Raw genomic sequence first — 25,109 nt, 5'->3', positions numbered from 1 at the left:
TTAGTTCAAGGGGATAGATACTTCTAAAGACATACCTGCGCGAAGCATGGATTTGTACTTAGCTAGATCTGAAATTTCAATTTTAACAGGAATGCGTTGGGTTACTTTAACGAAGTTACCTGATGAATTATCCGGAGGCAAAAGAGACGTTTTCGCCCCAGTTGATTCAGAAATAGAAACGATTTTACCTTTGATTTTCTCTTTAGGGAAAGCGTCAATGGTTAACTCAGCCTCCATTCCAGCATGTAATTTTTGAACTTGTGTTTCCTTAAAGTTAGCCACTACCCAAAACGTATTATTATCCACAATCGTCATTAAGGGTTGAGAAACCTGAATAAATTGACCTGGTTCTATGGATTTCTTTCCGATTCTTCCCGATACAGGAGCTGAAATGGTGTAGTAATTTAATTTCAATTTTTGTTGTGCAATCTTCACCTCTTTGTTTTTTACTAAGTTCTCTGCACGCTTAACCGCAGATTCTTGGATAGCTAATTTTGACTTAGTACTATTCAACTCATCAATCGAGCCAAAATACTTGATATTAGCTAACTCTAGTTGATCTTTCGTATCGACCCATTGTTGGTGCGTAATCGCCTTCGCTTTTTCTAATTCACTATTGCGATTCAAATCTCTTTCCGCTTTATTTTTCAAATATTCAGCCGTTTTTACTTGCGCTTGTTGTGCTTGAATCGCTTTTTGAAGACTAGTCAAATTAGCTTTAGCAGCTGTCACATCGATATTTGCTTGATCTAAATCAACTTCCATTTCAGATAAGGCAAGTTTAGCCTCTTCCTTATCGATTTCGACTAAAACGGTACCCGCTTTCACCATTTCATAATCATGAACGCTTACCGATTTCACAAAACCAGAAACGCGTGGCAATACAGGAACAAAATAGGTTTCAATTTGTGCGTTGTCTGTGTCTTCGTGCGTGGTCGCGTATCGGTATTTACTAATTCCATAATAGCCTCCTAAAAGGACTACTAGGGCTAGAATGATCTTAGGTAAATTCTTTTTAGGTTTATGCGTATCTGTCATAAGAATGGATTTGATTACAAAGCTAGCTTATTTTTCAATAAAGTCAATTTGGTTGACTAAATTACTTGTATTAAGTTTGTGTTATGAATAAACACCGCGAGGAATCAGAATTGTTTCTAACTCGACTTTTTGCGAAGTCTTATCGCGTTATCAAGTCGTTGAATGCCCATTATTTAGCTGAAATGGGTTACCAAGACTTTAAAGTAGGTCACGTGATGGTCATGATGAATTTGAAAGAAGAGGGAATAACGGCGGCAGAGATTTCCAAAAAGGTGCACGTTTCTAAACAAGCGATTAGCAAATTAGTGCACGAATTAGCGGAGAAAGGCTTTTTGATGAATCTCAAACACCCAGAGGATTTACGGGCGACTTTAATTCAAACGACTGTTTCAGGAGAACAGTTTTTAGCGGCCTTAAATGAATGTCGGATAAAAGTAGATAAAGAATTATCCCAAGTGATTGGGACAGATAAATTAGACCAAATCAGGTCAGCCATGGAATCTATGTTGCTTCATTATGAATCGAATGCTTACTTAGACTCAGAGAGTGAGTCTTTTGCAAACTCGAAACTCTAGAAGAAGCGTTTGTGGAAGTTGACCAAGAATATTTCGTGACTCGCACGGGTAATAGCGGTATATAGCCAGCGTAGGTATTCGGCATCAATTTGATCTTCCTTAAGATAGCCCTGATCTACAAATACCGCAGCCCATTGTCCACCCTGTGATTTGTGAACAGTCAAAGCGTAGGCGAATTTCACTTGTAAAGCATTCAAATAGGGATCTTTACGAATGGCCTCGGTGCGTTCCTTTTTCTTAGGAATATGTGCATAATCCTCACAAACAGAATCATATAGCTTTTTGTTTGCCTCTCTTCCTAGTGCAGATTCCGTGGAATGCAAGGTCTCTAATAAGATTTTAGCCTCAATGGGCGGATGGTCTTCATAGTCACAAAGTCGCAAAGAAACATCTAGGAACCGTTGTCCATGCATTTCTTCTTCTCTTTTGATCTTCATGATCTCCACAAAATCCCCATTCGCTAAAAATCCTGCAGGAGAATCCTCATCAAGCCAATGGTAATTATTGCGAACGATCATGAGCAAATCACCACTGGATATTTCATCTTCTTGGTACAGAATCGTTCTTCGGACGAATTCATTCAGCTGAACGGCACTCTTGTTTGATCGTGTCAGTAAAATCGTTTCTTCTTTCCCAAACTTCTTGTAAGCATAATGCATCCCATCCTCCATCTTTTCTCCCGTCATTCGGAAGATATCTTTGAAGGATTTGGTATTAAATTGAATGGCTGTCGAATTCGCTAAGAGCAATTGCCTTAAAGCGGTTGCATTGTATAAAATACCGGAATCCAGGTCTTGACGCATGACATCAATTAACTCATGATCCAGCACTTCCATGTGGAATTCAGAGGAAATATAATCTCTAGAAAGAGCAGGAGAGAGGCTTTTACCTACGGGAGGCAATTGAGCTGTATCCCCCACGAAGATTAATTTATTACCCGTATGGCCATTCTCCGGATTCGTAAATACGTATTCGATTAAATCGGTTAATAAGCTATTGGTACCAAAATCTGATTCATCCGTAATCATCGACGCCTCATCCACGATAAATACGGTGTTCGTGGCATAATTATTCATTCGCTGAAAACTCAGTGCCCCAGAATGCGGGTTACTTACTTGGCGATAAATCTTTTTATGAATAGTGCTCGCTTTTTTCTTGGCATAATTAGCCATCACCTTGGCAGCACGGCCAGTAGGGGCCATTAATTGTGTCTTATAGCCAAAGGCAGGTAAGATTTTAATTAAGGTCGAAATAACAGTCGTCTTTCCTGTACCGGCATAGCCTTTGATAATGAAGGTCAAAGGAGCCCATTCGTCTTTATTGAGTACAAAAGTGCTTAACTTTTGGAACAAGGACGCCTGAGAGGGCGTGGGTTCAAAAGGAAACTTTTGGTGCAATAAAAAGCTGGGACTTTTATCGGTAGACATAGATCAATTTACAAAATAGATTCGGCTACCGAAAGGGAATTTTCCAACGAAAGTGGTCGAAATACGTTAATTAAACAAACGCGTTCATACGAGGATAATTCTTCAACTAAAATATCAGTTTCTTCTATCTCTTCCTCAATAATCAATCGTGCTCTTGTTGTTCCCCAATGCAAAGGATCTTCCGGCGTGTACCAAATCCCCTCTTTCAAAAACGCTAAATTCGCCATACTGCAATCTTGCACTTTTCCATCTTTCACAAAAATCACCTCATCTGCTTCTGGGTGAGCCTCTAAAAAGGTTTGAAAAAAACCTCTCTCGCTCCATTTAAAGCCATAATCGATTTCTCCTGTATCCACTAAAGCGAATCGTTTAATATCCTTTTTAGTATAAGGTAGAATTTCAATGGTTTCTGGATCCTCTTGGTACGTTATACGAAGTCGATGTGTTCCTTCTGTAGGCAATGACTGTTCTGAGACAAGGTCTTCCACATCGAACGGTTCCCATTCCGGAAAAAATTGGTCAAAAGTCTCATTGACCCGCATCTGGTGGAAATCCAGATGTTGCGCTTTTCCGTCTTGTATGCAGATGGTTTCTAAGAAAGAGAACATGTTAAAAGGGGAGATAAACTTTTTGGATTAATTCGTCGTATTCTTTTTTGACATCAGAAAATACGGTGATGCCGCCGCCACTTTTGAAAACAAGTCCCTCATTTTGTTTTTCGATAAATCGAATCATCACGCCAGAATTGAATGATTTTCCATCAAATTTACCCATAATTCCGGTATAAAATCCGCGGTCATATTGTTCGGCCTCTTTAATAAGTTGCATTGTCGCTTTTTTAGGTGCTCCGGTAATGGATCCAGCGGGTAATAATTCAAGTAAAATGGAACCATATTTATTGCGTAATTCTGGTATTAATTCTCCGCTAATTTTAGAGGACATCTGCCAAAGTTCCCCCGAATTTGTTTTCACCCGTTCGATGTATTGGTATTTTTCTACACGAATAGGAAAAGCTACTTTACTTAAATCATTGCGGATTAAATCCACGATGGTGGCATGCTCCGCCTTTTCTTTAGGATCGTTTTGAAGTTGACGTGCATCTGAATTCGCAGTAACCTCTAACGTACCCTTCATCGGAAAAGAAGAAATTTTATTTCCTTGAACTCGCACGAAGGTCTCCGGAGAAAAAGAAGTGAATTGATCTCTACACCGTATTTTGTAGGGAGCGTCCGCTCTTTGAAAAATCTCAGAGAGGTGAAGAGATGTCTCTATGGGTGTTTCGGCAGTTAAATTCAAGAGAAACGAATCGCCCCTTTTTAAACCAGCTTGAACTTGTTTGAATTTCTCAGCATACGATTCGAATGAAAGGGGAGTTTTCTGAAAGGATACCTGTTCAGACAGGATGCCAGATCCATCAAATTCAAAAAGTATTCCTAAGTCTTTCGCCTCTTCTTCAGATCCTGCCCAGGCATTTTCCAGTGAATAATCGACTAAAAAGACAAAAGGAATCCCCTTTTCGCCCCATTGGTCCAGCTGTTTAGCCACCTCTGTAAAGGGAGAAAAGGGGATAGAGTTCATGGAGTTTAGACGATATAAGAAGGCGCTAAACTTAATAACTTAGGGATACCTGCTGGATTTTGACCACCTGCCGTAGCCAAGAATGGCTGTCCACCTCCACCACCTTGTACTTCTTTGGCTAAATCACGAATGATTTTACCCGCATCTAATCCTTTGCTATCTACTAAGCCTTTCGAAATGGAAATCGCTAAACTAGCTTTTCCTTCGATTTCAGCCGCCAATAGCACGAATAAGTTCTCTTGGTTTTCTTGTAAATCGAAAGCTAAATTCTTCAATGCATCTGCCGTAGGAGCAGATACTTGTTTAATGATGGAATTAATAGGTCCAGCCACGATTTCTTTTACTAGGCTATTTTTTAAACCTGAAATTTCTTTCTGTTGGTAAGCTGCAACCGTTTTTTGTAGTGAAGAATTACTCTCAATTAAGTTAGCCACCGCCTTAACCAGATCTTTTGGCGCTTTCAATAAGTCGTTGATCTCACTCAATAAAGCTTCTTGCTCGCTTAATAATTCATAAGCCTTTTGAGAAGTGATGGCTTCAATACGACGAACGCCCGTAGCAACAGAACTTTCTGCAGTGATTTTAAATAAGCCAATTTCACCTGTAGACGGAACGTGTGTTCCTCCACAAAGCTCAACCGAGAAGTTCTTGTCAAAAGTAATCACGCGCACAAAATCCCCGTATTTTTCGCCAAATAAGGCCATAGCCCCTTTTTCTTTCGCTTCTGCAATAGGAACGTTTCGTTCTTCTAACAAAGGAATGTTCTCTGCGATTTTGGCATTCACAATCTGCTCGATTTGCTTAATCTCTTCATCCGTTACTTTTTGGAAGTGAGAGAAGTCAAATCGCAATAAATCCTCGTTCACTAAGCTACCTTTTTGCGCCACGTGCTTACCTAACACTTCTTGTAAAGCGGCTTGCATCAAGTGAGTAGAACTGTGGTGGTGTGTAATAGCACGACGACGTAACGTAGCAATGCTCGCTTTCACTGGTTCGCTCGCTAGAGTCTCAATGCGCGCATCTGATAAGATATGTACAATCAAATCATTCTCCTTCTTCGTATCAATCACTGGAAGAGAAATACCTGATGTAGCGAAAACAAAAACACCTGTATCGCCCACTTGTCCACCGGATTCAGCATAGAAAGGAGTCGTTTCTAAAACAACTTTGTATTGAACACCAGCCTTATTTTGAATCTTTTGGTATTTTAAAACTTGGGTATCTGTCTCATTTGAATCGTATCCGATAAAGCTTACTTCATCACCTTCGTTCACGATTACCCAATCTTCAGCACTAGCGCCTGCATCTTTGCGCGAACGCTCTTTTTGAGCCTTCAATGCTGCATTAAATCCAGACTCATCGATATCCAAACCTTTCTCACGAGCAATTAGAGCCGTTAAGTCAACTGGAAAACCGTAGGTGTCATTTAATTCGAACACGTCATCGCCTGATAATACTTTGCCAGAACAATCTTCCATTAATTTGTCTAGACGAACTAATCCGGAAGACAAAGTGCGTAAGAAGGATACTTCCTCTTCATATATCACTTTAGCTACAAAGGCTTCTTGTGAGATTAATTCATCAAAGACTCCTTCGAATTGTTTCGCTAATCCAGGGATTAATAAGTGCAAGAAAGGCTCTTTGAAGTCCAAATACGTATAGCCATAACGCACTGCACGACGTAAGATTCGACGGATGACATAGCCTGCTTTATTGTTAGAAGGCAATTGTCCATCTGCAATCGTAAAGGCGATGGCACGAATATGGTCAGCAATAACGCGCATCGCGATGTCAGCCCATTTTTCGTCTCCGTATTTCTTTCCACTTTTCGAAGCGATATATTGAATAGTACCTTGGAAAACATCCGTATCATAATTCGATTGCTTTCCTTGAATCGCCATACAAAGACGTTCAAAGCCCATTCCTGTATCTACGTGTTTGTTCGGAAGCGGTACCAAAGAACCATCTGCCATTCTTTCAAACTGCATAAATACGTTATTCCAAATCTCTACTACTTGCGGGTGGTCCGCATTCACTAGGCTTTTTCCTGGAATCGAATCTACTTCGTCTTGATTTCTTAAGTCAATATGGATTTCAGAACAAGGTCCACAAGGTCCTGTTTCGCCCATCTCCCAGAAATTATCTTTTTTATTACCATAAATGATGCGATCCTCGCCCACAATGGCCTTCCAAATATCGAATGCCTCTTGATCAAACGGAACCCCATCTTTTTTATCACCTTCGAAAACCGATACATAGATGCGGTCTTTCGGTAATTTAAATACCTCCGTTAATAATTCCCATGACCAAGTAAGTGCCTCTTGTTTAAAATAATCGCCAAAAGACCAGTTACCTAACATCTCAAACATCGTGTGGTGGTAGGTATCAAACCCCACATCCTCTAAGTCATTGTGCTTTCCTGACACTCGAAGGCATTTTTGCGTATCCGCGATTCTTTTTGAGGGCGGAGTACCGTTGCCTAAAAAGAAATCTTTGAATTGCGCCATCCCCGAGTTGTTAAACAAAAGGGTAGGGTCATTTTTAGCCACCAAAGGAGCAGAAGGAACAATTAAATGGCCTTTAGATTGAAAGAAATCCAAAAATTGTTGACGTATCTGAGAAGAGGTCATGCGTTTTATTGTAAAATGAATGGAACCTTTGTATTTTTACTAAAGGAGTCCTGATAAATGGAATCACAAAATTAAGTCTATTTTTTGAAGAAGCCCATTTTGGGTTTAAAATTATTGATGGAATTAAGCAAGCAATATTATTCAATTTCGGAGGTAGCGGCCATTTTCAAGGTGAACACCTCTAAGATTCGCTATTGGGAGACTCAATTTCCTCATTTGTCACCCAAACGCGCAGGTTCTGGTATCCGTAAATATACCCCTGCAGATATTGAAAAAATCAAGGTTTTGGTTAGTTTGATCGATGAAAGAGGCTTGACCATTGAAGGAGCTAAGCAAGCATTGAATTTCAAAGGCAAGGAAAAAAATCCTAATCAAAACATCATTAATCAACTAACTGATATTCGTGATTTTTTACAAGGGATGAAGGCCGATTTAGACATGGAATAAGCGTAGGTTTCGGAAAATTACTCCGATGAAAACCACTTATTCCTTATCCGTTTACCAAATCGCCTTAACCTATCTTCCTGAGGTTGGACCTGTAAAAGGTAAAAAACTAGCTTCCCTATATCCTGATTTATCCGATATTTTCCGATTAGCTTCCTATCAATCATTTGCAGCGGAAGCCTTGCGAGAAGCTGAAAAGACGGTTCAAATTTGTGCAGAAGATCAAATTCAAATTCTTTATTTCGAAGATTCAGAATATCCACAGAGAATAAAAGATGTCTATGATGCCCCTTTAATTCTTTTTAAAAAAGGGAAGACAGATTTGAATGCACACCGTATCGTGGCAGTGGTAGGGACGCGTCACGCGAGTGATGTTGGTAAAAAGGTAACAGAAGAACTAGTACAGTCTGCCATCAAAGATGAGGTTATTCTGGTGAGTGGTTTTGCCAGAGGTATCGACATCGCACTGCACAAAGCTTGTTTGAAATTTGATGTTCCTACTATCGCCGTATTAGCTGGCGGTTTTCGTCACATTTACCCGCATGAAAATGCCATGTATGTAGATCAAATTTTAGCTACCGGTGCTTTACTTTCAGAATACGCCCCACACATACCTCCAGCATCCTATCATTTTCCGGTTAGAAATCGTATTATTGCAGGTCTTTCAGATGCCACTGTGATTGTGGAAGCGGCAGAAAAAGGAGGGGCACTCATAACCGCTGATTATGCGCTTAATTACCATCGAACCGTTTTCGCTGTGCCCGGCAGTTTAAATCGACCATTTTCGAAAGGTTGTAATCTACTGATTCGCAACAATAAAGCTACGATTTATACTTCGTGGGATGATTTTATGCAGGAGTTGAATTGGGAGCAAGCAAAAGATCGTTTGGCATTTCACCCTGAACTTAGTCAAAAGCTTTTCACGTTGAATGAAACCACCATCATTTCCTTGTTACACCGGGAAGGACAATTATCTTCCAATGAACTATTGCAACGCTCCGAAATTCTACAAGACGAACTAGCACTTATTCTGTTGAATTTAGAATTAAAAGGGATGATACAATCGACAGATGGCGATGGCTATATGCTTGCTTAATTATTTTCGCCAAGTGCTTGGTGAAATTCTCCAGTCTTGTAAGGTTAATAATTGAGTCTCCGTTACGTAATCTAATTTTACGGCCTCTTCGATTAGTGCATTATAGTCGCTTAATGTATACAAGGGAATATTTGCATTTTTGAAATTATCTGAAGCAATTTCAAAACCATAGGTGAAGATGGCAACCATACCTAATACTTCAACACCGGCTTCTTTCAGAGCATCGGCTGCCTTTAATGAACTTCCACCTGTGGAGATAAGGTCTTCGATTAAAACGACTTTTTGGCCTTTTTCCACTTTACCTTCGATTTGATTTCCCATTCCATGTTTTTTAGGCTCAGGACGAACGTAACAAAAGGGTAAGTCTAAAAAATCAGCTACTAAAGCACCTTGCGCAATTCCAGCGGTTGCTACCCCAGCAATGATGTCTGCTTGCGGGAAGTAGGCTTTTACAGCTGCGGACAAGCAATTTTTGATATAAGTACGTACCTCAGGAAAAGACAAGGAAACGCGGTTATCGCAATAAATGGGAGAATTCCAGCCAGATGCCCAAGTGAAAGGTTGATCCGGACGTAATTGAATCGCTTGAATCTTTAATAGGTGTTGGGCTACTTCTTGAGGAATCGTCAAATTTTGCATGAGGGTTGTTTCTGAATTTATATTTACAAAAATAATTTATTCAGTCTATCTTTCACTATTTAATTCTAATTTTGCCACACAAAATTGAAAAGATGGTAATTTTTATTGATGATCGACCGATCAGAATTGTGAAGAAGAAGGAGTTGGGAGAAATGCCATCTAAAGAGGATTTTGATCTAGTCCTAGACGCTCGTTTATCTCCTTTGAAGGTGGAGAACTTCAGCGGTCATACCTGCATCATCAATGCAAGCACAGACCAAGTAGAGAAAATTCTGATGAATTTGCACGCTAAATCGGGTATTCATTTTCACGCGCTATACCTTATTGTGGAAGACCGTAAGCTGTTTAAGCAAAAGATTGTGAAGCTATATCAGCTAGTGGAAGCTGCTGGTGGAGTGGTAGTTAATCAGGATCAAGACGTTTTATGGATGTATCGTTTAGGAAAATGGGATTTGCCTAAAGGTAAATTGGAGAAGAATGAGAAATTTGAAACAGCGGCAGTTAGAGAAGTAGAAGAAGAGTGTAATGTAAAGGCAATTTTAGGCTATAAAATTTGTACTACCTACCATACTTATACGCACAAGAACAAGTTGGTTTTAAAGAAAACACGTTGGTATTCGATGAATACTAACTTCACTGGAAAACTTATCCCGCAAACGGAAGAAGGTATTGAGAAAGTAGAGTGGTTGAATGAGAAGAAGCAAATACAGGCTTTAACCAATACCTACTCTTCGATTCGTTACGTCATCGAAAAATTCAAGAAATTAGTCTAAGGTATAAGGCAAGTATTGATCCACTGGACTTCCGTAGCGATGCAAATCGCGGATAATGGTGGAACTTATAGGTGCTAAATGAGGCGAAGTGATTAAGAATACCGTCTCTAACTCGTTGTGAATGTGTCTATTCACTTGCGATATCGAGTTTTCATACTCGAAATCCGTTGTATTACGTAATCCTCTGATGATAAATTTGGCACCATATTCGTGGGCCACATTCGCTGTTAGGTTTTGATAAGTCACCACTGAAACTGGCTTTCCTTCAAATGTCTTGCGAATGTAATCTTCCATCTTCTCTAATGGAAAATAGCGTGACTTGGAGGAGTTTTGGCCTATACCTATGATCACTTCATCAAATAAAGCCAAAGCTCTAAGTACAATATCTTCGTGTCCTTTCGTAAAAGGATCAAAAGAACCTGGAAAAAATGCTTTTTTAGGATTGGACATAAGGTATTTGATAGAGTGATGCGTCAGCAATTTCCTCTGATCCAGATACCAATAAGGGTGGGTATAAGGTCCAATTTAAAGAAAATGCATCTCTGATGGATTGCAAGTAAAAGGCTAATTCAATGGCTGATTCGAAAGGATATACATTCGCTAATTGTAATTTGTTTCCTTGGTAAAGGCTAGCAAAAGCAAATTTCCCTTCTATATAAAGCGTTAATTGTTGATCGTTTCGTTGTAAGCACGTGGCTAACGTGTGAGTGTAGCTAATTTTTGCATAGGGGAAATGTGCTGATATATGATCTTTCCAATCACTAGGAACTAAAAAGACTAAGTTGGCATCTTCTGCTGAAATGGCTTGTTGTTGTATTTCTTTTCCTACTAATGCGTGTTCACCTAATGCTTTTTCAAGAAAGCCTAAGCGGTACGTAGGTGAATCAAAGGTATTGGGAATTAAAAGGAAATATTCATTAGAGATTTCAATCTGTACCGTTTTAATTCGGATATCCTTTTTCGGGTGAGCTAATAATTGCTCCCGGAAATTCTCAGCGTTTAGGCGCAGATGCAAAGTTTCAGCCGAATTTGTGGGTTCCATAGTCTCTATTTCGTTTCGAAATTGCAAAAAAAATATGATAATCGGTGCCAAAATTAGTAATTTTGCACCCTATTTAATCCAGCTCCTATGTTGCAAGTATCTAATGTGTCCCTTCGTTTTGGGAAAAGAGTCCTTTTTGAAGAAGTTAACATCAAATTTACAGAAGGTAATTGTTATGGTTTAATTGGCGCGAATGGCGCAGGTAAATCGACCTTCTTGAAAATATTATCGGGCGAAATTGAATCTCAAACGGGTTCTGTTTCTATGAACCCAGGTGAGCGTATGTCGATTTTGAAGCAAAATCACTTCGAATATGAGGAAGTAGAGGTATTGCAAACAGTGATTATGGGGAATAAGCGTCTTTATGATATTATGTTAGAAAAGGACGCTATTTACTTAAAAGAAGACTTCACCGAGGAGGATGGAAATAAAGCAGCGGATTTAGAAGCTGAATTTGCAGAATTAAATGGTTGGGAAGCAGAATCGGAAGCTGGTTCTTTATTGGGTGGTTTAGGTATTTCAGCTGATCTACATTATACTTTATTGAAGGATTTAAATGGTTCTGATAAAGTGAAAGTGTTATTAGCACAAGCTTTATTTGGTAATCCTGATATTTTATTACTGGATGAACCTACCAATAACTTGGATATTGATTCCATTTTATGGTTAGAAGGTTATTTGATGAACTTCAAAAACACGGTGATTGTGGTTTCTCACGATCGTCACTTCTTAGATAATGTGTGTACACACATAGCTGACTTAGATTTTGGCAAAATTCAATTATACGGTGGTACTTATACCTTCTGGTATGAGTCCTCTCAATTAGCTGCGCGTCAACGCACAGATCAAAACAAGAAGACAGACGAGAAACGAAAGGAATTAGAAGAGTTTATTCGTCGATTCTCTGCGAACGTGGCGAAGTCTAAACAAGCTACCTCTCGTCAGAAAATGTTGGATAAATTGCAAGTGGATGATATTAAGCCGTCCTCTCGTAAGTATCCTTTCATTAATTTCAAACCAGAAAGAGAGGCAGGGGATCAATTATTGAGTGTGGAAAATTTATCGGCTACCACGGAAGATGGGGTACCTTTGTTTACGAACCTTTCCTTCACTATTAATAAAGGAGATAAAGTGGCATTATTAGCTAAGGATTCATTGGCAATCACCGCTTTATTGGATATTCTAGCCGGCGAAAACACGAAATTTACGGGTGAGTATAAATGGGGAGTAACCACTACTCAGACTTATTTGCCTAATGACAATGCCAAATACTTTGAAGATGATTCGATGAATCTAGTGGATTGGTTACGTCAATACTCTACAGAGAAAGACGAAAGTTTCATTCGTGGTTTCTTAGGTCGTATGTTATTTTCAGGTGATGAGGCATTGAAAAAGTGTACAGTTATCTCAGGGGGAGAGAAACAACGTTGTATGTTCTCTCGTATGATGTTATCGGGTGCGAACGTGCTCTTATTTGATGAGCCTACGAATCACTTAGACTTAGAGTCGATTACAGCCTTGAATAATGGGATGATTGAATTCCCAGGAACAATGTTGTTCACGTGTCATGATCATCAATTGACAGATACCGTCGCGAATCGTGTGATTGAAATTGGTTCTAAAGGTCATTTGGACAAATTAATGACCTATGATGAGTTCATTACTGATCCTGCTGTGAAGGCACAAAGAGCAGCTTTAAAATAACAAAAAAAAGGCCAGCGCGAAAGCACTGGCCTTTTTTTACATACTTATCACCTGATTACAAAATAAATCTTGTCGATAGGAAATTCGATTGTTGGTTCTCTACGATCGCATTTACGATATCTTTGTTCGATTGGGTAGCTTTTGTAGCGACCACAGTACGAATCGAGAATGAACGTAAAGCCGCTGTAACGGAAAGCGTTCCTTCAGCAGAATCCTTACGACCTGTGAAAGGGAAGGAGTCTGGTCCGCGTTGGCATTGAGCGTTAATGTTCACGCGCGAAACTTGGTTTACTGTCGCATCGATTAATTCGGAAATTTGATTAACATCCGTTCCAAAAATGGCCACTTGTTGCCCGTGAGAGGATTCGTGGATATAATCAATTGGCTCATCTAGGCTTTCGAATGGAACAACCGGTACCACTGGGCCAAATTGCTCTTCATGCCATACCTTCATTTTGCTGTTAACTGGATACAACAACGCAGGGAAGAAGATGGATTTGAAGTTTTCTCCACCATGTTCGTTGATTACTTTAGCTCCGTGCAACTTCGCATCTTCAATTAATTCAGTTAAATAAGCTGGCTTGTTTGGCTCCGGAAGTGGAGTGATTTGAACGCCTGACTCCCACATCATACCTAATTTAAGCGCTTTAATTCGTTTCGCTAAACCTTCATTAAACTTGTCAACTAACGATTTGTGAACGAAAATGATTTTCACGGCTGTACAACGCTGTCCATTGAAAGATAGTGATCCTAGTAAACATTCGTTAATTGCCGATTCTAAATCAGCACTTTCTGTTACGATCGCCGCATTCTTAGCGTCGAGGCCTAAAATAGCACGTAGACGATTTACTTTCGGGTGCATTTTCTTTAATTTATCCGCTACTTTAGAAGAACCAATTAAAGTTAATACATCGATCTTACCTGATTCCATTAACTGAGGGATAATCGAATTTCCTCGTCCGTAAAGTGTGTTGATAACACCTGCAGGGAATGAATCTTTAAACGCCTCAAGTAATGGGTAATGTAATAAAGTACCGTGTTTCGGTGGTTTGAATAAGACGATATTTCCCATAATTAATGCTGGGATCAACGTAGTAAAGGTTTCATTCAACGGATAGTTAAATGGTCCCATACAAAGTACCACGCCTAATGGGGAACGTCTTACTTGCCCGATAATTCCTTCTTCGATTAAGAAAGTAGAAGAAGTACGATCGATATCTTTTAAGGCACCAATCGTATCGTAAATATATTGAACCGTACGGTCGAATTCTTTTTGAGAGTCACCTAGTGATTTACCGATTTCCCACATTAACAATTTGACTACCTCGTCACGCTTTTGAATCATTTTTTGAGTGAATTTCTCCACGCATTCGATTCGTTGTGCTACCGTCATAGACGGCCACTCGCCACGGCCATTGGAATAAGCCTTAACACCAGCATACAAAACTTCCATCGCATCTGCCGCATCCGTGATTGGATAGGAGCCAATACGTTTTTGCTCGAAACCTTTGTCTGTTTTCACGTAGATAGGAGACCAAACGTCTTGCGTCTTGCCTTTCCATTGACGCATCTCGCCATTGACCAAATATTCTTTTTGTTCAATAGGTTGCGTAAGATCGTATTCTTTAGGGATTTCCCCCGCAACAGGGAATAGGTTTTGCAAATTGCTTTCTGGCATTGTCTTTGATATTAATTTTTACAAATTTCCGGATTTAGTACATTTCAAATATTTGACTGAATCTATTATTTGAATAGTACAACGTTTTTCCGGTTATTTACTAATATAAAGGCAATAAATGTTAATAATTACTCCTTTTTCAATGGATATTTTCTTCTGATTTTATTGATGATGAACTTATTTTGTTCGGTGAAGCTAGCAGGGTGAAGAAGATTAAATGCCTCTGACCAGTTTTGAAAGAGAGCTGGTTCTGCCGCTGAAAAACTAGCGGAACAGATGTTTTTTTGAATTAAGTATTCGCTAAATTCCATAGGTCCAATTTCGTTTTTTTGTCCACAATAAGAGAAAAGCTAATAAAGATAATAAGGCGGCAAGTAAAAAGGGAATAGGAATTTGGCTCGCCACTCCTTGGTAAATTTCGCCTGAAACATAGGCGCCTATGCCTATTCCTGCCTCTAAGGCGATATACATCGTGGCCATAGCGCGACCCATGTGATTTTTGTCGCCTAGGTCATTGGTCCAGGCTGCTAAAGTAGGCGTGTTGAATCCCCAGGCGATTCCATAAATGACAGCAGAAGCAATTAGAAGATAAGAATTGGCTGAAAATACGAGTAAGAACATCGAAAGACTTAGCATAAAGCAGCCAAAAATCAACACCGGAATTCGTCCATATTGATCCGACGCTTTGGAAAAAAAGAACCGAATTACAATAGAAGAAATGGTGTATATCGTAAAATATAAGCCTTTATTTGACCATCCTACCACCTTTGAAGTATCAGGAATCAAGGTAATCATCGCCCCAGCAGAAAAGGACACGAACAGCATTACCCAAAAAACGGGAATGACTTTGGGTTCAAACACATCTTTCCAACCAATCCGAAATAGGGAGAGACTGAATCGTGATTTCATAGCCTTTGGCAGCGTCTCTTTCATTCGACTTAAAATGAGGATGGAGGCTAGGGCAAAGACGGATGAGATGTAAAACATTTGGTCTAAACCATATGTTGAGGCTAAGAAACTGCCTATCGCAGGCCCAATGGACATTCCAGTCGCTGTAAAGATGCCTAAACTACCTTGAGCTTCTCCTCTGCGGTCTTCCGGGATGACATCTGCTACATAAGCTGCCGTTGCAGTGGGTTTAGTCCCAGTAGACATTCCATGAATAAAACGTAGAAATAAAAACCCCTGGACAGTATGCAATAGCGGGTAAAGTCCGCCGCAGATAAAACAAACAAGCGAACCGAAGGCCATGATGGGTATACGTCCAATATGATCGGTTAATTTACCTGAAAAGGGACGAGATAATCCCGCAGCTAGCGTGAATAAGGCAATGGTATAGCCTATGTATTCTTTTCCACCGAGGCTCGCTAAATAATCCGGTAATTCAGGAATTATCATCGAAAAACTAGCTGAAAACAAAAAGTTGCTCAAGCAAAGCAAAAAGAAGGATAGTGTATATAAGGAAGGTTTAGTCTCAGCCATTTACAAATCCTCCTCTAAAATGGTGGAAATCTCTTTTTTATTTAATCCTAATAAGAAGGCTGGTAATAAAATCAAGTTACAAATCATCGCCATCAATAGAGTGACTGAAACCAAAATACCTAAGGCCTGCGTTCCTTTAAAAGTAGATGCCGTAAATATAAAGAAGCCAAAGAACAGGATCATGGCTGTGTAGAACATCGAAACCCCTGTTTTTAAAATAGTCGTTTGAACGGCTCTTTGAACGTTTTGATTGTTTTTACCCCACTCTTCTTTGTAGCGAGTCAAGAAATAGATGGTACCATCACTGGAAATACCGAAAGCAATGGAGAAAATTAAAATCGTGCTAGGCTTTAATGCGATTCCGAAGTACCCCATCAGACCAGCTGTTATAATCAATGGAATTAAGCTCGGTAGGGTAGAAATTAATACCATTTTCCATGAACGGAATAAGAGTGCCATCAGGATGCAAATCAAAATGATAGCTGTAATGGTACTTTCGATGAGGTTGACTTGCAAGTATTCTGTTTGGAATGCATAAATCACAGAATTACCTGTCACATCGGCTTGGTAACCTCTTTTATCACCTTTCGGGAGTAATTCGCCCGATTCGATATCGGTTCTAAAAATACTGTCGATTTTAGGCTGGATCTCATCAAATAATTGTTTTGTACGTACCGTTCCGGCATCCTGCATTTGGAAACTGATGCGCGTGAAACGTTTGTCTTTATCGATGAACCCAGCAAATAAATTGTTGTTTTTGCCATCAAGACTCGATTGAAAGTCTTTTAGCTTAGCTAATTCATCGATTCCCGGTAAAGTGAAGTATTTAGGATCTCCGCCGCGGTATACTTGATACAAGTATTTAGTGGCCGTCAGAATGGAAAGGCCTTGGGTGAATTCTGGATACTTAGCAACTAATTTTTCAGTTCGTTTTATTTTGGCCAAAAGCTCCGGCGTCAACGCTCTCCCTTTTTCAAACGCATCGATATTCACCTCAAAAGGCATGACGCCCTTAAAGCGATCTTCTACAAACTTTAAATCCGTAAAAATGGCATTATCCCGTGGCAAATCGTCCACAATATAACCCACGGCTTGAATTTTACTCAGGCCATAGAAAGAGATAACTAACACGATCGAAATGAACCCATAGATAAACTTCCGGTGATGTAGCACCCAAATATCCACTCGGTTTAAGAATTTGTTCACTCTCACTGACTCGAAATGCGCTAAATCTTTCTGCTGTGGAGGAGCTAAAAAACTAAAGAAAATAGGAATCAATACTAGCGAAACAAAGAAGGTGATCATCACATTCAACGCGGCCACAATCCCAAACTCAACTAACAAAGCTGATCCCGTAAAGGCAAAAACCCCAAAACCAATCGAAGTAGTCAAATTAGCTAAGAATAACGTTCTCCCCACTTTTGATGCACTTTCGATTAAGGATTCTTCCTTGCTTTTGCCTGCTAAATAGGTCTCGTGGTACTTATTCAATAAGAAAATCACATTCGGAATTCCGATCACGACAATAAGTGGAGGTATTAAACCAGATAGAAGCGTGATCTTAAATCCAAAGAACACAATAGTCGCTAATGAAGCCACGATGCCCACCAAGACCACGATATTCGCAAAGAACACGACTTGAAAAGAGCGGAAGAAGAACAACAAGATTAATGAAGTTACCAGGATGGCTAAACCCAAAAACAAGCTTAATTCCTTCGTTACTTGCGATGTATATTCGGTGCGGATGAAAGGCATACCTGTCATATGCACCGAATGCTTCATTTTTGCTTGGTATTGCTCGCCTAACGCTTTGATTTTTCTGACCAAAGTAATGCGTCCTTTATCATTGATGACCTTTTGATCTAAGGTAATCAACAGTAAATGCGTCTTCAGGTCTTCCGTGTAAAGGAAGTTTTTGTAGATAGGTAGTTGGTCTAATTTTGATTTAAAGGCAACTAAGTTGCTCTCATTTAAAGTTAATGTACTATCTAATAAAGGACGCGTTTTGAATTTCTTCTCAACGGAATCAATGTATAATTCTGGCAATGTCGCCAGGGAAAGTACATTCTTGATACCTGCTTGCTTTTTGACATCATTACTCAAATCACGCCAAGCCTTAAATTCGACTGGGCTAAATATTTGAGGATTTTCGACTGCGATAACCATGACAGCACCATCCTCTCCATATTTCTTCTTGAATCCTTCGTAGAGTTGAAAACGCTCATCTGAAGCAGGAAGGATCTTGGCTAATTCATAGCTAAGTTGGATTTGGCTTGCCTTAAATCCTAAGCCAATCGTCAGTAAAAGAATGAATCCTAATAGGGTAAATTTAAACTGTAGGATGCTCTTTCCAATCCAATTCCAAGCGTTTTTCATAGATTATTTCATTAAGACCTCAGCTAATAACAAATCCTCCGGTGTGGTGATTTTGATATTTTTATAAGATCCTTCTACTAGGTTAATTTGTATTCCTAAAGCTTCTACTACACGTGCATCATCGGTGAAATCCTCCGAATAACTTTGTTGAAAGGCTTCTTGTAAGTCTTTAACGGAGAAGATTTGGGGAGTTTGTATCAAACGAATTGATTCACGATTTAAGTGTTTAAAGGCATCCATATCAGATGAATAAAACCGAACAGAATCCTTAGAAGCTACAGCTAAAACCGCATTCCCTTTTTCAGAAGCCGCTTTAAAACTAGCAGTAATCAAGTCAGGATCAATTAAGGGTCTTACTCCATCGTGGATGGCTACCATTCCGTCTTCCGTCAAGGTTTGAATCGCATGTTGACTACTTTGGAACCGGGAATTGCCTCCAGCGACCAAACGATGTGGAATAGGTGGTAATCCTGCAACTAGCGTTTCCCAGTAGGAAAATTGATCAACTGGTAATACCAGAATTATTTCTGTGGTAGCATCTGCCTGGTAAAAGGCAGCGAGGGTATGGTATAAAACGGGTTTGCCCTGCAAAAGCAAAAATTGCTTCGGGACCGCACTCTGCATACGCTGACCGGAACCCCCTGCGACAATAATGGCATATTTTTTCAAAGCAAACCCGATTATTTCAATTAGATGATTAACATCACGTCACCATACGAGAAGAAACGGTATTTCTCTTTGATGGCTTGTTTGTACGCTTCCGTGATTAACTCGTGACCACCAAATGCCGATGCCATCATTAATAGAATCGATTCTGGAAGGTGGAAATTCGTTAATAAAGCTGTAGGGATTTTAAATTCGTAGGGAGGGAAGATGAATTTATCTGTCCAGCTATTAATAGGCTTTAAGTGGCCGCTAGCTGATACAGAAGACTCTAAAGCCTTCATAACGGTTGTTCCTACTGCTAATACTTGTTTTTTATTGTCGATTGCTTCGTTCACAAAGTTGCAAGTCGAATCGTCGATCATAAAGTGTTCTGAATCTGTTTTGTGTTTGGTCAAATCCTCTACATCCACCTGACGGAAAGTACCTAAACCGACGTGCAAAGTAATAGGAGTGAACTGAGCGCCGTTTAATTCCATACGCTTCATAACAATCTTCGAAAAGTGTAAACCCGCTGTAGGAGCCGCCACCGCACCTACGTGCTCTGCATATATAGTTTGGAAACGATCGCGGTCATCTTCAGTCGCTGCTCTTTTAAAGCGAATCTCGTCCGGAAGTGGTGTTTCGCCTAATTCATGGATGGCCTGCATTAATGCATCATGATCTCCATCGTAAAGGAAACGAATCGTACGTCCCCGAGAAGTGGTATTGTCGATAACCTCAGCCACTAGGTCAGAATCACCGAAATACAATTTATTACCCACACGGATTTTACGAGCTGGATCTACTAATACGTCCCAAAGACGGTGTTCTCTATTTAATTCTCTTAATAAAAAGACCTCGATTTGAGCTCCTGTTTTCTCCTTGTTACCGTAAAGACGAGCAGGGAAAACTTTTGTATTGTTTGTAACTAAGACATCACCTTCGCCAAAATAGTCGATGATATCCGTGAATTTCTTATGTTCAATCGTCTTATTCTTACGATTAACCACCATCATACGCGCATCTTCGCGATTCTCGGTAGGGTTAAGAGCAATTAAGTTTTGGGGTAAATCAAATCTGAATTCAGATAATTTCATTCTCAGCGGGTTTGAATATTTATAATCTACAAATATACCATATTGAAGGGGGGCTTGTCAAGGTAAATTTTTGAAACAATCTAGAATCTGCGTAGTTTACCCCTTTAAGATACATAGAGGATGAAAAAAGTTTCCATATTTTGGTTTAGACGTGATTTAAGAATTGAAGACAATGCAGGATTATTCCAAGCCTTGTCTGAAAAAGATCCCGTCCTTCCTCTCTTTATTTTTGACACAAACATCCTAGATCGACTACCTTCTAAAAAAGATGGCCGAGTGGAGTTTATTCATCAATCAATCACACAGTTAAGTGAGGCGATAGGAGGTCATCTTTGTGTCAAACACGGTAATCCTATTGATATCTTCAAAGAGTTATTGAACGAATGGGATGTGGCCCGTATCTATACCAATCACGATTACGAACGGTATGGTTTGGATCGCGATGTAGCAGTAAGCTCGTTCGCCAAAGAAAAAGGGGTAGAATTCAAAACGTTTAAGGATCAAGTCGTTTTTGAGAAAGACGAGGTTTTGTCAGGTGCTGGTACGCCCTATACCGTTTTTACGCCTTATTCCCGCAAGTGGAAAGCCTTATTAGCCGAAATTGTTCTGCCTAATTTTCCTTCCTCTGCTAGTAGAAATTATGTTTCTGCGACGTTTAGCATTCCCTCATTATCTGATATTGGTTTTCAGCCATCTGGTTTACTTTTCCCTCAGGCCATTGTGGCGGATGAGTTGATTAAATCCTATGCTCAGGACCGTGATTTTCCTGCCAAACCAGGAACATCCAGACTCTCGGTGCATCTGCGTTTTGGAACGGTGTCAATTCGTTCTTTAGTTCGTCAGGCATTAGGAAAGTCCGAAGTTTGGTTGAATGAATTGATTTGGCGTGATTTTTATTTTAATATTCTGCATCATTTTCCACATATATCTGAACGACATTCATTTAGAAAAGAATACGATCGTATGAACTGGCGCAATAACGAAGAGGAATTCAAGGCCTGGTGTGAAGGGAAAACAGGTTACCCGATTGTTGATGCAGGGATGCGAGAATTGAATGCCACTGGTTTTATGCACAATCGAGTGAGAATGATTGTGGCGAGCTTTTTAGTGAAGCATCTATTAATCGATTGGCGCTGGGGAGAAGCTTATTTTGCAGAGAAATTATTGGATTTTGATTTTGCAGCAAATAATGGGGGATGGCAATGGGCAGCAGGTTCGGGTTGTGATGCGGCTCCTTATTTTAGAGTCTTTAATCCCACTCTACAGACGCAAAAATTCGATCAATCTTTGGCCTACATCAAAAAATGGGTCCCTGAATTACAAGAATTGACCTATCCTGCACCTATCGTCAATCACGAGTTTGCGCGCGGCCGAGTATTAGCCGCTTATAAGGAGGCCTTAGGAAAATAGATTTTCTTGCCTTGAATACTATAATCGACTAAGTCGATGGTTAAAAAACCGATTTTTAAGTTGACTTGGACTTTCAACGGCACCTGGTATTCGTCGTCACTGATCCACAAACGTATCGCATCCTCCTCTTTAAATAAATTATTTTTAGGCAAAAGAATATTGGTTTTGATGCTTGATCGTTTCCCTGCTTCCGTTTCAATGGTTTCTTTCGCTTTCACCACTAATACCAGTTCATAAATTTTACTATCTACTAATACCTGCGCGGACCATTTAGAACCTGGTTTCTTGTCTGCCACGGGTTTACTTCGCAAGAAATAATAAGCAGAGATGAGATCTAATAAATCTTTAGGCCCCGCCATCGTACTGGTTACCGGTTTGTTTTGTGGAGAGGTTATTTTCGCAAAACCTTTGTCCATTTGATACAGAACGGTTTCCTCCTTGCGGTAGCGCCCTTCACGTTTGCGCATTTCAGTCTTTATAGGAAGAAGGGTTTTTGTATCGATTTGAGCAGACCAATAATCCCTTAACGGACTGAATAACTCTAAAACGCCAGTAGTCTTTCCTTCTATTTCTACCTTACGCACGATTTGATCATCAATGGTGAAAGTGTTTGGGCTGCTTTTAATCGTTGCCTCTGCTGCATTAATAAACCCTAAATGGATTCGGTATTTTAGATTTTCGCCAGAGACTAATGCATTATTTTCTTGAGCGAAAAGGCTCAAGTAAGAACATAAGAATAGAAAAATAACAAGAGTCTGATTTTTCACGACAAAGCACAATTTATTATCAATTGATTGTATAAAAAATTAGAGGCAATTTTCTATTTTTGTATAGGCCAAACGATAAAACAAATATAGTCGATTGCCCCATAAATTTTTAGATAAAATACGAAAATGGCGAAACAAGCTAGTGATGCGCAAGGCCTAGCGGCTGAAAAGTTAAAAGCTTTACAAACTACGTTAGAGAAATTAGATAAAGCGTACGGGAAAGGTACCGTTATGCGTTTATCAGATAGTAAAGTGATGGATGTGCCAGTTATTTCAACGGGCTCATTGGGATTAGACTTAGCCTTAGGAATTGGCGGTGTACCTAGAGGTCGTGTAGTAGAAATCTATGGCCCAGAATCGTCTGGAAAAACAACCTTGACTTTGCATATGATTGCGGAAGCGCAGAAGGCAGGTGGTTTAGCCGCCTTCGTCGATGCGGAGCACGCTTTTGATCGTTCCTATGCAGAGAAATTAGGTATCGACTGTGAGAACCTGTTAATCTCTCAACCAGACAATGGGGAGCAAGCTTTAGAAATAGCAGAACATTTGATTTCATCTGGAGCTATTGACATTATTGTCATTGACTCCGTAGCCGCTTTAGTTCCTAAAGCGGAGATTGAAGGGGAGATGGGGGATTCGAAGATGGGTCTTCAAGCTCGTTTGATGTCTCAAGCACTTCGTAAACTAACAGGTACTATTAATAAAACAGGCTGTTGCTGTGTTTTCATTAATCAGTTACGTGATAAGATTGGTGTGATGTTCGGTTCTCCTGAAACAACTACCGGTGGTAATGCTTTAAAATTCTATGCCTCTGTTCGTCTGGATATCCGTCGTGCAGGTCAAATCAAGGAAAGTGCAGATTCGATCACAGGTAATAGAACACGTGTGAAAGTGGTGAAGAATAAATTAGCGCCTCCATTTAAAGTAGTTGAATTCGACATTATGTATGGCGAAGGTATTTCGAAAGCTGGCGAAATTCTTGATTTAGGAGTGGATTTAAACGTCATCGATAAATCAGGCTCATGGTTCTCCTACAATGGAAATCGTTTAGGTCAAGGTCGCGATGCAGTGAAAGACTTGATTAAGGATAATCCAGAATTAATGGAAGAACTTGAGGCGAAAATAAAGGATAAAGTAAAAGTGGATGATAGTGCCTTATTAGATATGGAAGCTGTGGCTGAATAAGCAATAATCCAAATTCAATAAAAAAGCGGCTAATGTAGATTAGTCGCTTTTTTTATGATTGAACTCCTTTGAGATTAAATCGGGTGAAAAGATTTCGAATGGTCTTTTCGACACTTTGATCGGTTTCCATTGCTTCAGAAACCGCCTGCACTGCGTGAATAACGGTGCTATGATCTCTTCCTCCAAAATGGTAACCAATCGATTTCAAAGGTAAATTCGTTAATTCTTTGAGCATGTACATCGCTATTTGACGAGGGAATACATTTTCCTTCTTACGACATTTGCCACGTAAGGTATCTAAATCCACATCAAAATGATTTGTTACTACATCTAAGATACTTTCAACACTTAATTCCTTCTCTTGTTCGTTAACGATGCTCTTTAAAGTAGATTTAGCTAATTCTAAATCAATCTCCTTACGCGTTAAAGAAGCTTGAGCCATTAATGAAATGATCACGCCTTCTAATTCACGAACGTTGGTTTGAATCGAATGAGCTAAGTATTCTAACACATCAAAGTCGATTTGAATACCGTCTTCTTGCAATTTCTTTTGAATAATGGCAATTCTGGTCTCAAAATCGGGCTGCTGTAAATCAGCGGTTAGTCCCCATTTGAATCTTGATAGCAAACGATCTTCCATTCCAGCCAGATCTCTAGGAGCCCTGTCTGAAGAAAGAATAATTTGCTTGCCTGATTGGTGAAGGTGATTAAAGATATTAAAGAAAGTCTCTTGTGTTTTCTCTTTACCAGACAAGAACTGAACATCATCAATAATTAAAACATCTACTTGTAGGTAGAAATTAGTGAAGGCTTCGATAGAATTATTCCGAATAGCATTCACAAACTGGTTAGTGAATTTCTCTGTTGAAACGTAAAGGACAAACTTATCTGGGTAGGAATCTTTAATCTGATTACCAATGGCTTGGATTAAGTGCGTTTTACCTAAACCTACACCACCGTAAATCATCAATGGATTGAAGGCTGTTAATCCAGGTTTGTTAGCTACAGCCATGCCCGCAGCACGACCTAAGCGATTGCAATCTCCTTCGATGAATTTATCAAAGGTATATTTTGGAATTAAATAAGAATCTAATTCTAAAGAATCTAAGTTTTTTAACTCAAAAGGACTCTTCGCTGGGTTAGGGAAGTTGCTAGGCTTATTCTGCTGATTTTGAGCTTGATTAGTAGGAGGAAGATTGAAAGTGATCGGTGGATTCTTGCGATCTCCTTTGTCTACAACGATTGAATACTCCAACATTCCTTGGCGACCAATCGTTAAATCGATTGCCTTTCTTAAGTCCGACACGTGCTTCTCTTCTAACCATTCATAGAAGAATTGTGAAGGGACTTGGATGGTTAATGTATTGTTTTGGAATTTAAGCGGAACGATAGGGGCAAACCAAGTAGCGAAACTTTGCTCTGAGATATCATTTTTGATGATATTCAGACATTTATTCCACAAGTCTCTTACTTCGAGTTGCATTAATTTTATGGGTAAAACAGTTCTTAGGGTGAATTTTTAA

The 25,109-nt window shown here is 39.6% G+C and carries 23 protein-coding genes; 7 read left to right on the top strand and 16 right to left on the bottom strand.

What is annotated here, in order from left to right; all coding sequences use genetic code 11:
• The gene (locus tag G9X62_RS00115) at positions 1-1,038 is read right to left on the bottom strand and encodes an HlyD family secretion protein (protein WP_223130815.1); all 1,038 of its coding nucleotides are present in this window, start codon (positions 1,036-1,038) and stop codon (positions 1-3) included.
• Positions 1,039-1,121: 83 nt separating this feature from the next.
• Here G9X62_RS00115 and G9X62_RS00110 point away from each other — a divergent pair, with 83 nt between their 5' ends.
• Entirely contained in the window at positions 1,122-1,613 is a 492-nt protein-coding gene (locus G9X62_RS00110) for a MarR family winged helix-turn-helix transcriptional regulator (RefSeq protein ID WP_223130814.1), read from the top strand.
• On the opposite strand, the gene G9X62_RS00105 is transcribed toward G9X62_RS00110, so the two are convergent.
• From G9X62_RS00105 to alaS, 4 genes are read right to left on the bottom strand one after another with little or no spacing between them, the layout of a single operon-like run.
• A complete protein-coding gene (locus tag G9X62_RS00105; RefSeq protein WP_223130813.1) occupies positions 1,610-3,040 on the bottom strand; it encodes an ATP-dependent DNA helicase in 1,431 nt (476 codons plus the stop codon). The two genes, G9X62_RS00110 and G9X62_RS00105, sit on opposite strands and share 4 nt — an antisense overlap.
• 8 nt (positions 3,041-3,048) lie before the next feature.
• Positions 3,049-3,648 carry an aminotransferase class IV gene (locus G9X62_RS00100; RefSeq protein ID WP_223130812.1) on the bottom strand — a complete coding sequence of 200 codons (600 nt, stop codon included), beginning with the start codon at positions 3,646-3,648 and terminating at the stop codon, positions 3,049-3,051.
• Between the two features lies 1 nt (position 3,649).
• Positions 3,650-4,618, bottom strand: a complete 969-nt coding sequence (locus G9X62_RS00095) for an aminodeoxychorismate synthase component I (RefSeq protein ID WP_223130811.1) — start codon at positions 4,616-4,618, stop codon at positions 3,650-3,652.
• Between the two features lie 5 nt (positions 4,619-4,623).
• The gene (gene alaS, locus G9X62_RS00090; protein WP_223130810.1) at positions 4,624-7,248 is read right to left on the bottom strand and encodes an alanine--tRNA ligase; all 2,625 of its coding nucleotides are present in this window, start codon (positions 7,246-7,248) and stop codon (positions 4,624-4,626) included.
• 84 nt (positions 7,249-7,332) lie between these two features.
• Between alaS and G9X62_RS00085 the strand changes: the two genes are divergently transcribed.
• Positions 7,333-7,695, top strand: a complete 363-nt coding sequence (locus G9X62_RS00085; RefSeq protein WP_130896854.1) for a MerR family transcriptional regulator — start codon at positions 7,333-7,335, stop codon at positions 7,693-7,695.
• A gap of 25 nt (positions 7,696-7,720) precedes the next feature.
• A complete protein-coding gene (dprA, locus tag G9X62_RS00080; protein ID WP_223130809.1) occupies positions 7,721-8,788 on the top strand; it encodes a DNA-processing protein DprA in 1,068 nt (355 codons plus the stop codon).
• Here the strand turns inward: dprA and pyrE are convergent, their stop codons facing one another.
• Positions 8,789-9,427 (bottom strand): orotate phosphoribosyltransferase, encoded by a 639-nt coding sequence (pyrE, locus tag G9X62_RS00075; protein ID WP_315857619.1) that lies wholly within the window; start codon positions 9,425-9,427, stop codon positions 8,789-8,791. It lies immediately after the preceding gene.
• Positions 9,428-9,519: 92 nt separating this feature from the next.
• On the opposite strand from pyrE, the gene G9X62_RS00070 reads away from it, so the two are divergent.
• On the top strand, positions 9,520-10,200 hold the full coding sequence (locus G9X62_RS00070; RefSeq protein ID WP_223130808.1) for an NUDIX hydrolase: 681 nt from the start codon (positions 9,520-9,522) through the stop codon (positions 10,198-10,200).
• Here G9X62_RS00070 and coaD read toward each other — a convergent pair.
• Both coaD and G9X62_RS00060 read right to left on the bottom strand, forming a co-directional pair.
• Positions 10,192-10,650: a pantetheine-phosphate adenylyltransferase gene (gene coaD / locus G9X62_RS00065; RefSeq protein ID WP_223130807.1), complete on the bottom strand. Its 459-nt coding sequence runs from the start codon at positions 10,648-10,650 to the stop codon at positions 10,192-10,194. The genes G9X62_RS00070 and coaD overlap by 9 nt on opposite strands.
• Positions 10,637-11,242: a DUF3822 family protein gene (locus G9X62_RS00060; protein WP_223130806.1), complete on the bottom strand. Its 606-nt coding sequence runs from the start codon at positions 11,240-11,242 to the stop codon at positions 10,637-10,639. Before G9X62_RS00060 ends, coaD begins: the two co-directional genes overlap by 14 nt.
• An 87-nt stretch (positions 11,243-11,329) precedes the next feature.
• Between G9X62_RS00060 and G9X62_RS00055 the strand changes: the two genes are divergently transcribed.
• Positions 11,330-12,946: an ABC-F family ATP-binding cassette domain-containing protein gene (locus tag G9X62_RS00055; RefSeq protein WP_223130805.1), complete on the top strand. Its 1,617-nt coding sequence runs from the start codon at positions 11,330-11,332 to the stop codon at positions 12,944-12,946.
• 55 nt (positions 12,947-13,001) lie between these two features.
• Here G9X62_RS00055 and G9X62_RS00050 read toward each other — a convergent pair whose 3' ends face one another.
• The 6 genes from G9X62_RS00050 to queA form a co-directional block, all read right to left on the bottom strand.
• Positions 13,002-14,624: an NADP-dependent glyceraldehyde-3-phosphate dehydrogenase gene (locus tag G9X62_RS00050; RefSeq protein WP_223130804.1), complete on the bottom strand. Its 1,623-nt coding sequence runs from the start codon at positions 14,622-14,624 to the stop codon at positions 13,002-13,004.
• Between the two features lie 128 nt (positions 14,625-14,752).
• Positions 14,753-14,935, bottom strand: a complete 183-nt coding sequence (locus G9X62_RS00045; protein ID WP_223130803.1) for a hypothetical protein — start codon at positions 14,933-14,935, stop codon at positions 14,753-14,755.
• The gene (locus G9X62_RS00040) at positions 14,925-16,106 is read right to left on the bottom strand and encodes an MFS transporter (RefSeq protein ID WP_223130802.1); all 1,182 of its coding nucleotides are present in this window, start codon (positions 16,104-16,106) and stop codon (positions 14,925-14,927) included. Before G9X62_RS00040 ends, G9X62_RS00045 begins: the two co-directional genes overlap by 11 nt.
• Positions 16,107-18,482, bottom strand: a complete 2,376-nt coding sequence (locus G9X62_RS00035) for an efflux RND transporter permease subunit (protein ID WP_223130801.1) — start codon at positions 18,480-18,482, stop codon at positions 16,107-16,109.
• 3 nt (positions 18,483-18,485) lie between these two features.
• Entirely contained in the window at positions 18,486-19,151 is a 666-nt protein-coding gene (locus G9X62_RS00030; RefSeq protein WP_223130800.1) for a 2-C-methyl-D-erythritol 4-phosphate cytidylyltransferase, read from the bottom strand.
• A gap of 20 nt (positions 19,152-19,171) precedes the next feature.
• Positions 19,172-20,224, bottom strand: coding sequence for a tRNA preQ1(34) S-adenosylmethionine ribosyltransferase-isomerase QueA (gene queA, locus G9X62_RS00025; RefSeq protein WP_223130799.1), 1,053 nt, complete (start codon positions 20,222-20,224; stop codon positions 19,172-19,174).
• 120 nt (positions 20,225-20,344) lie between these two features.
• Between queA and G9X62_RS00020 the strand changes: the two genes are divergently transcribed.
• Positions 20,345-21,634 (top strand): cryptochrome/photolyase family protein, encoded by a 1,290-nt coding sequence (locus G9X62_RS00020; RefSeq protein ID WP_223130798.1) that lies wholly within the window; start codon positions 20,345-20,347, stop codon positions 21,632-21,634.
• Here the strand turns inward: G9X62_RS00020 and G9X62_RS00015 are convergent.
• Positions 21,610-22,401 (bottom strand): DUF3108 domain-containing protein, encoded by a 792-nt coding sequence (locus tag G9X62_RS00015; RefSeq protein WP_223130797.1) that lies wholly within the window; start codon positions 22,399-22,401, stop codon positions 21,610-21,612. The two genes, G9X62_RS00020 and G9X62_RS00015, sit on opposite strands and share 25 nt — an antisense overlap.
• A 126-nt stretch (positions 22,402-22,527) precedes the next feature.
• On the opposite strand from G9X62_RS00015, the gene recA reads away from it, so the two are divergent.
• Entirely contained in the window at positions 22,528-23,586 is a 1,059-nt protein-coding gene (gene recA, locus G9X62_RS00010; protein WP_223130796.1) for a recombinase RecA, read from the top strand.
• Positions 23,587-23,638: 52 nt separating this feature from the next.
• Here the strand turns inward: recA and dnaA are convergent, their stop codons facing one another.
• Positions 23,639-25,069: a chromosomal replication initiator protein DnaA gene (dnaA, locus tag G9X62_RS00005; RefSeq protein ID WP_223130795.1), complete on the bottom strand. Its 1,431-nt coding sequence runs from the start codon at positions 25,067-25,069 to the stop codon at positions 23,639-23,641.
• Positions 25,070-25,109 lie beyond the last annotated feature (40 nt).

The organism is Aquirufa lenticrescens, assembly GCF_019916085.1.
Classification (GTDB): Bacteria; Bacteroidota; Bacteroidia; order Cytophagales; family Spirosomataceae; genus Aquirufa; species Aquirufa lenticrescens.
This window is presented reverse-complemented; position numbering and strand designations above follow the sequence as displayed.

What these genes read in the sequence shown, in the direction of transcription:
- G9X62_RS00115 (WP_223130815.1), bottom strand. Translation starts at nt 1,038, where the DNA reads ATGACAGATACGCATAAACCTAAAAAGAATTTACCTAAGATCATTCTA.
- G9X62_RS00110 (WP_223130814.1), top strand. Translation starts at nt 1,122, where the DNA reads ATGAATAAACACCGCGAGGAATCAGAATTGTTTCTAACTCGACTTTTT.
- G9X62_RS00105 (WP_223130813.1), bottom strand. Translation starts at nt 3,040, where the DNA reads ATGTCTACCGATAAAAGTCCCAGCTTTTTATTGCACCAAAAGTTTCCT.
- G9X62_RS00100 (WP_223130812.1), bottom strand. Translation starts at nt 3,648, where the DNA reads ATGTTCTCTTTCTTAGAAACCATCTGCATACAAGACGGAAAAGCGCAA.
- G9X62_RS00095 (WP_223130811.1), bottom strand. Translation starts at nt 4,618, where the DNA reads ATGAACTCTATCCCCTTTTCTCCCTTTACAGAGGTGGCTAAACAGCTG.
- alaS (WP_223130810.1), bottom strand. Translation starts at nt 7,248, where the DNA reads ATGACCTCTTCTCAGATACGTCAACAATTTTTGGATTTCTTTCAATCT.
- dprA (WP_223130809.1), top strand. Translation starts at nt 7,721, where the DNA reads ATGAAAACCACTTATTCCTTATCCGTTTACCAAATCGCCTTAACCTAT.
- pyrE (WP_315857619.1), bottom strand. Translation starts at nt 9,427, where the DNA reads ATGCAAAATTTGACGATTCCTCAAGAAGTAGCCCAACACCTATTAAAG.
- G9X62_RS00070 (WP_223130808.1), top strand. Translation starts at nt 9,520, where the DNA reads ATGGTAATTTTTATTGATGATCGACCGATCAGAATTGTGAAGAAGAAG.
- coaD (WP_223130807.1), bottom strand. Translation starts at nt 10,650, where the DNA reads ATGTCCAATCCTAAAAAAGCATTTTTTCCAGGTTCTTTTGATCCTTTT.
- G9X62_RS00060 (WP_223130806.1), bottom strand. Translation starts at nt 11,242, where the DNA reads ATGGAACCCACAAATTCGGCTGAAACTTTGCATCTGCGCCTAAACGCT.
- G9X62_RS00055 (WP_223130805.1), top strand. Translation starts at nt 11,330, where the DNA reads ATGTTGCAAGTATCTAATGTGTCCCTTCGTTTTGGGAAAAGAGTCCTT.
- G9X62_RS00050 (WP_223130804.1), bottom strand. Translation starts at nt 14,624, where the DNA reads ATGCCAGAAAGCAATTTGCAAAACCTATTCCCTGTTGCGGGGGAAATC.
- G9X62_RS00045 (WP_223130803.1), bottom strand. Translation starts at nt 14,935, where the DNA reads ATGGAATTTAGCGAATACTTAATTCAAAAAAACATCTGTTCCGCTAGT.
- G9X62_RS00040 (WP_223130802.1), bottom strand. Translation starts at nt 16,106, where the DNA reads ATGGCTGAGACTAAACCTTCCTTATATACACTATCCTTCTTTTTGCTT.
- G9X62_RS00035 (WP_223130801.1), bottom strand. Translation starts at nt 18,482, where the DNA reads ATGAAAAACGCTTGGAATTGGATTGGAAAGAGCATCCTACAGTTTAAA.
- queA (WP_223130799.1), bottom strand. Translation starts at nt 20,224, where the DNA reads ATGAAATTATCTGAATTCAGATTTGATTTACCCCAAAACTTAATTGCT.
- G9X62_RS00020 (WP_223130798.1), top strand. Translation starts at nt 20,345, where the DNA reads ATGAAAAAAGTTTCCATATTTTGGTTTAGACGTGATTTAAGAATTGAA.
- recA (WP_223130796.1), top strand. Translation starts at nt 22,528, where the DNA reads ATGGCGAAACAAGCTAGTGATGCGCAAGGCCTAGCGGCTGAAAAGTTA.
- dnaA (WP_223130795.1), bottom strand. Translation starts at nt 25,069, where the DNA reads ATGCAACTCGAAGTAAGAGACTTGTGGAATAAATGTCTGAATATCATC.